Origin of the sequence: Mesobacterium hydrothermale, assembly GCF_035818635.1 — a bacterium.
In the GTDB taxonomy this organism is placed as follows: Bacteria; Pseudomonadota; Alphaproteobacteria; order Rhodobacterales; family Rhodobacteraceae; genus Mesobacterium_A; species Mesobacterium_A hydrothermale.
This window is the reverse complement of the sequence record NZ_JAYLLH010000062.1, coordinates 1-5800: the sequence shown is the minus strand read 5'-3', so window position 1 is coordinate 5800 and position 5800 is coordinate 1. Positions and strand designations below refer to the sequence as shown.

Annotated in this window: 9 protein-coding genes; all 9 read right to left on the bottom strand. The window is 56.8% G+C overall.

Annotated features, from left to right (window positions below):
• Positions 1-415 precede the first annotated feature (415 nt).
• Positions 416-841: a hypothetical protein gene (locus tag VK792_RS19315; RefSeq protein ID WP_326299538.1), complete on the bottom strand. Its 426-nt coding sequence runs from the start codon at positions 839-841 to the stop codon at positions 416-418.
• A gap of 62 nt (positions 842-903) precedes the next feature.
• Positions 904-1590 carry a hypothetical protein gene (locus tag VK792_RS19310; RefSeq protein WP_326299536.1) on the bottom strand — a complete coding sequence of 229 codons (687 nt, stop codon included), beginning with the start codon at positions 1588-1590 and terminating at the stop codon, positions 904-906.
• A gap of 13 nt (positions 1591-1603) precedes the next feature.
• A complete protein-coding gene (locus tag VK792_RS19305) occupies positions 1604-1828 on the bottom strand; it encodes a hypothetical protein (RefSeq protein WP_326299535.1) in 225 nt (74 codons plus the stop codon).
• The gene (locus VK792_RS19300) at positions 1825-2067 is read right to left on the bottom strand and encodes a hypothetical protein (RefSeq protein ID WP_326299534.1); all 243 of its coding nucleotides are present in this window, start codon (positions 2065-2067) and stop codon (positions 1825-1827) included. The genes VK792_RS19305 and VK792_RS19300 overlap by 4 nt, the downstream gene beginning before the upstream one ends.
• 281 nt (positions 2068-2348) lie before the next feature.
• Positions 2349-2522, bottom strand: coding sequence for a hypothetical protein (locus tag VK792_RS19295; protein ID WP_326299533.1), 174 nt, complete (start codon positions 2520-2522; stop codon positions 2349-2351).
• Positions 2523-2843: 321 nt separating this feature from the next.
• Positions 2844-4268, bottom strand: coding sequence for a hypothetical protein (locus VK792_RS19290; RefSeq protein ID WP_326299531.1), 1425 nt, complete (start codon positions 4266-4268; stop codon positions 2844-2846).
• Between the two features lie 122 nt (positions 4269-4390).
• Positions 4391-4654, bottom strand: a complete 264-nt coding sequence (locus VK792_RS19285) for a helix-turn-helix transcriptional regulator (protein WP_326299530.1) — start codon at positions 4652-4654, stop codon at positions 4391-4393.
• 101 nt (positions 4655-4755) lie between these two features.
• On the bottom strand, positions 4756-5412 hold the full coding sequence (locus VK792_RS19280) for a hypothetical protein (RefSeq protein ID WP_326299528.1): 657 nt from the start codon (positions 5410-5412) through the stop codon (positions 4756-4758).
• A partial coding sequence (locus tag VK792_RS19275; RefSeq protein ID WP_326299526.1) for a hypothetical protein occupies positions 5393-5800 on the bottom strand: 408 nt, incomplete at its 5' end. The genes VK792_RS19275 and VK792_RS19280, both read right to left, overlap by 20 nt.

Below are 5800 nucleotides of genomic sequence, written 5' to 3'. Positions count from 1 at the left end.
GAAAGCATCGTCCCGATAGACCAGAGGCCTACGATGCACTAACATTTTAACCGGACCACCCGATGGGGGCACGCCAGGTTACTGCGGTTGGCGATTGAGGTTCACGATTGGGATACGTTTCCACCACAACCGATTACGTTGATCTAGACGGCGACTACGGCACGGTCGAAGGCGTCGAAGTTACATGCACCAAATGCGGCCATTCCGAAGAAAGTTTCGGAACCGACGACCCGTCGCTTAAGCGTTGCGCATACCTACTGCGTGAAAACTGCCCACGCGGTGAAAGCAATTACTACGACGTAAATCCGTAGGAAGGCCGCGCCTCTGTGAGACGCGGCCCCGGCGCGGTCCATGTCGCGCCTATGCGAAGGGGAATAGGCCGCAGGCTATTCCGCGCCTTCGCAATCTCTTGCCGCTACGGGTGCTTGCACAGGTCCGCGACGGTCGGTCGATCCGCCAAAGGGATTGCCCACAGCGGGAACGCCAGAACCGCGACAAGGCTCAGGTCGATATCGGCCAGCCCCTCGCCTGCCAGCGCGTCTAGGACGCTCTCTGCGGGGTCGCTGAGGGCCACGGTTAGGATATCGGGTAACTCATTGCCCAACTTGTTCGCCAGAAGGTGCCTGACCCGCTCCGCAAGCGCCGGGTGCCCGTGCGGCGGCATGTCGATCCGGGCCTTTGGCATCTTCGCGGGCATCTGGCCAGTGGGCACCAACAGGGCGAGCCCGTTTACGGCCAACTCCGACAGGTCCGGCCAATCGGTGCTTTCGGGGTCTACAGGCATGAGCGTGGCGTACGGCCCGACAAGGATACGATCCTTGCCAAGCGGGGTACGACGCATCCGCGACGACGCCGTGAGCCAATCCGATATGGCCGCGATATCTGCCTGCGCCGGGGTCATGGTCAGGCTACCGCGACGTGCGTTTCGGCTTGCGCTGCGACGGTCGGGTTGTAGAAGCTGGAATGCACCCCGGCGATTGCCTTGTCGTAGCGCGACAGAAGGCTTTGCATTTCAACGCCTTGGTCCATCGCCTTGTATGCGTTGGGGGCGTGTTTCTCTACGACGTCCAGCCGCATTTTCTGGTGCGAGTTCGCGTTGATCCCCAACAGGAAGTTGGGCGCGTTGTAGATCACGGCGGCAAGCTGCGGTTCTTCCATCGCGGTCTTGCGGATTTCGGCAACGCCGCCGTCCTTCGCGGATTGCTCTTTGACCCATGCGATAATCTGTGCGTCGATTGCCCCGCGTTCGCTGCGCATTTCAAAGAACGCGTCGGCAATAGCCTGCCCGTCCTGCATCAAGTTTTCGGCTTTCCGCGCAAGCTGGTTGCGCTGGACGGCCAATTGGTTCGCCGTGTGTTCGGCAATGCGCTTGGCGGCGTCGTGCTTCGCCACGTCCGTTCGGGTCCGGTCGTTGACAAGGGCAATCGCGCGTTCGACGCCGTTTTGCAGAACGTCATGGGCATCACGGATAACTTGACCCATGCCCTTGAACTTGTCCGCGTCGCCAAGCATGGAACGCCGCCCGGCGTTGGTGTTGGCAAGGGTCAAGAACTTCTCTGCGGCGGGGGTATTCACAAGGTAGAGGGTCATAGCTGCGGTCCTTCTATGCGGCTGAATTGATAAGGCGGGTTTGTTGCTCGATTGCGGCTTCGGCCCACGCTTCGTCCGACGCCCAACGCGGCACGAGCATGATTTTCTTGGGAAGTGGCTGCGGCGTCAGAATGCGGTCGGTTTCGGGGTCGAAATACACGGCGGCGCTTTGAATGCGGCGCGGCGGTTCGCTGCGTTGCTCTAGGCGCTTCACCCGTGCTGCCAGTGCCCGCGTCACTGGCCTTGCTCCAATTTTTCGATGCGTTGGGCCAAATCTGTCGTTTCGGTGATCTTCGCAATCTGAGTGAGGATAAAGCAAAGCTTCGAAGCAGATTCGATGGACAGCTTGGCCCCTCTCGCTTCACGATACACCTTGACCAATTCGGCCCTTACTTCGTGGATATTGCGCAACGGGGCACGGACCCGCTTTTGCGAGGGGGAGGTAGGTTCGTCGGTTTCGTCAATGGGTGCGAGCATTTGACCGGCTTCGGGCTGGAAAATCGCGCCAGCTAGGGGCGCTTTAACGCCAGATAGCGCGGATCATTTCCACCGGGTCAAACGAATTCAACATGCGTGAATACGCAAGAAAACCGTAGAACCAAATCGTCGCCTTCGACCATATGCACGCTTCGATTTGTGCGTAGAAAGTTAGTAGAACAACTGCGATGCGATAATGCGCCTGTTTTCAAGGACAGTTGGGGGAAAAGGTTTCCGCCATGCGTCCAAATGCGCCGAAAAGCGCGATTGGGGTTCGCCCTTCAAGCCCTTCCTGACCCGCCTTGGTCGCGCATCTTCTGCCACTTCAAGATTTCTTCCATACCCTTGAACGCAACTTTGTCGTCCTTCGTTTCTTGAACACGCCGCCATAGTTCGCGGATCACGTCATTCGGAGTTGGCACTTCGCCTACGCCTTCAATTGCGCGGTTCTTCATGTCGTTGGTCCTTTCTATTTGCCCACAGGCTACGATAGCTGCCTGCGGAATACTTCGCTTGGAACAAGTGTGAATTGCATGGCGTCGTCCTTTCTTAGAGTTCTGAGGTAGGATCAGAAGAGAAAACTCGCACAACTAACTGAAATACAACAATAATATATACTACTTCTAATATTCTAAGGTTCTAAGTAAAGGCAAAAATCCTGTGTCTTGGCGCGGGTGCATTTGTGTCTCTTGCCTTAGAACGTCAGAACTTAGAAATCTACTTATATCAATTGCTTAACCCTTTTAATGCCTTTAGAGGCTTAGAACCGCGCCGGGTCATTCGTCGAAAAGTCCGGCGAATGGGTTGTTTCGGAAGATTTCGTGTTCGTCCCCGGCGATGAAATACCGCGCTTGCGAGTTGACCTTTTTCGGTATCTGCATCTTGGGTATCTCGCAGAATTCGCCACAGTCCCGCAGATACAACATGGCTTCGTCAATTTTGCGCCGATATCCACCCTTGAATGCCGCCACATTCGACAGGCGCTTCGCAAGATAACTCCAAGGGATAATGCGGCGTTCATGGTATTCGGGGCGTCCGACGTTGTACTTGGATATTTCGGCCCAAGGCTTCGTCATGTAGTCCAGACAGACTTCGCGCACCTTCTGGACCTGCACGGTTTCCGACCGCGATTGGTCGCCTACTTCCCCGGCCTCAAACCTGTGGGCAAGGTCTTCGATCCCCGCTTTGACGATCCCGTACGCCCAATGCGCGTTGGCAAGAGTGACCATTGGTGCTTCGGGGTTCTCCCCCACGGCGACTAGAGCCGCCAGCTTGAGCGCCTTCAGATGGGCGCGGTTCCACAGTTCCGACACTGCGGAAAGTTGTCCCGGTGCGTTGATTTGGTCGTCTGCGTAGGTGTCTACTTCGCCTTGCGGCCCAATGAACGCGTGCGCGTCTGCGGCGACTTGAACGTGTTCGACCGCGTTGTGAGAGTTGAGATAGGCCACCTTCTGAAACAGCGCGGCGAACCTGTGCATCATGTCGCTTGTGGGCAAGGCGGCGTAGTGCGTCACGCTTTGCTTGGGGCGCGGTCCTGCATAGGTCACGGTCAAGAAACGCGGCAATAGACCATCTGCGATAAGGCTTTCGTCCAACTGTCCGTAGATCGTTTCCGGCGTGCTTTCGCAAAGGATCGTGATTGCGGGGCTTTCCGTCGCCTCTGTGTTCTTCGCCGCGTCGCTGTACACCATAGGCTGTAGCAACTGACCTTGGCCGCTCATATCGTATAGGTCGAGTAGCACCCTCCGAAGCATGATTTCCGACGACGACGCTCGGGGATGCGTCAACCGTTTCATGGTCAACCCAAACTCGCCCAAGATGGACACGAAGCTACGCGACCGTCCGAATTGCTTAAGCAGGGCTTGCCCGGACGAAAATTCGCCGGGGCCGATGTACTCCGACAAGTTCGGCATCGCGTTCGGGATATTGCCCACATGCCATGCGTCGCTTTGGGCGTGCGCCATGAATCTGTTGATCGCGCCGCGCGGGGCACTCTTGCCGGTGCCGGTCTTGGCTACGAACAACACGTACTGGTTCAGTCCGGTGCCGGACACGTTGTAGGCCCGTCCGCATACCCCGGCCATAAACCCTATGGCCCCTGCCAACGCGATTTCAGCGACGGGACGCGGCGAAGCTGCATAGATGTAGTCGGCAAACTCGCCTAGAAGTCCTGGGGGTTTCTGATATGGATTTCGGGCCATTCTTCGGTGCGCCTGTTAGTAGTGCGTGAGTAGGCACGACGCAACGCGCCAAAAGTCACGCTAGTTCGTTGTTTTTGCTTAAGTTCGATGCGCAAACTTGGCGGAACATACGTCCGCCAGATTTAGGCGCTGCGCTTTTCCATGAGTTCCGCGACAAGCTGGCGAACTTCGTCGTCATTCTTTCCGGCCAACCGCGCGTTGATAACTGCGGTCACTTCCTCTTGGGGAAATACGACGAAGCGGCGTGACAACGCCACGGGCTTTGGAAACATGCCCCGGTCAATGTGGGCATAGAGCGTCGAAAGCCCCATTCCGCCAAGTTGGCGGCACGCGTCCTTCGGTCGAACATACGACGGGGCTTCGGGTGTAGTGGCATGAGCGGTCATGTCGGCATTCCTTCGGGTTTCTGATAGCCCCAACGAATGCCAGCGTTTTCCGGTAGAGCCTGCCAGCAAAGGCGCTGAATTGGTGGCAGACAGCCGCGCCCCTATGTTTGGATCCGGATAAGCTTCGAACAACACTTGCGGAATTCCAATCCGCTGGCACAAATGCACCGATCACGGGGCTTGGTTTCGTAGGCTAAGTCCAACACGACTTCGGCCCATGCGTCCATCATCGCTTGTTGATGGGCCTGCATCACCATTGGATCGAAATGCGCGAGCCGTCCAACGGAGTTGTCTTCGACGGCCTGTTGAAAGGCGTCTGTCGCCGCTATCCACTTGTCTACGCTGGCAAACCGGCCAAGGCTTCGTTTTACGTTGATGCGACGTCGGTTGCCTTCAAAGTCGTAGTCTGCGTTTGGGTCGGGCAAGAACACGATCTTTCGTTCGCGGTTTTCCTTGGGCGTTATGTCGAGTAGTTCGCCGTCCTTTTCCCACACTGCATGGTGTTCGGCTTCGATAAAAACGCGCGACCATTCCCAAATCGTCCAGCCATAGACCATACTGCCGCCATCGCGCTTTATTCGTTCGGTGACGTTGTAGAAACACTCCGAAGGAATTGCCCCGGTATCGGGTTTGACCGGCACCACGACAGGTTCCGCGTCAGCATTGATTTCCTGACAGAGCGAAAGGATTGCCGGTGAGATTCGGCGCGGCGAAGTGGTGAAGTTCTTTTGGAATAGCTTAGTCTTGATTTCCGCCAATGTGTGCGTCCTGCCATACCTGCCGATACTTGTTCCGCAAATTCTGTAGTTGCGTTCGTTTCAGCTTTTCGTCGCGGCCATCATCGCTTTCGGCCAAGACCTGCGCAAGCGCGTCTTCGGGGTCTACGCCTTTGTCTTCGAGTTCGCATACGCGACGTCCCCATGTCTTCCATGCGTTCGGATCACGCGCTTTTGGGCCGCGTCCCGAAGCAAGGCCCAACCTTTGCAGAAACACTTTGGGGTCTTCGTTGGCGTACGCGATTGCCCCGCCAAGCCACCTTGCCAGATCGGACGGTATTGCTTCGCCCGCTTCTAGTGGATTGAATCCAACATTTGGAACCCTCGATTTCTTGCGGCGATGATGTCGTTGGGGTCTGCCCGCCAAACG

Coding starts and splice junctions, on each gene's coding strand:
- VK792_RS19285 (WP_326299530.1), bottom strand. CDS start 4,654: ATGACCGCTCATGCCACTACACCCGAAGCCCCGTCGTATGTTCGACCG.
- VK792_RS19295 (WP_326299533.1), bottom strand. CDS start 2,522: ATGAAGAACCGCGCAATTGAAGGCGTAGGCGAAGTGCCAACTCCGAAT.
- VK792_RS19290 (WP_326299531.1), bottom strand. CDS start 4,268: ATGGCCCGAAATCCATATCAGAAACCCCCAGGACTTCTAGGCGAGTTT.
- VK792_RS19310 (WP_326299536.1), bottom strand. CDS start 1,590: ATGACCCTCTACCTTGTGAATACCCCCGCCGCAGAGAAGTTCTTGACC.
- VK792_RS19300 (WP_326299534.1), bottom strand. CDS start 2,067: ATGCTCGCACCCATTGACGAAACCGACGAACCTACCTCCCCCTCGCAA.
- VK792_RS19315 (WP_326299538.1), bottom strand. CDS start 841: ATGCGTCGTACCCCGCTTGGCAAGGATCGTATCCTTGTCGGGCCGTAC.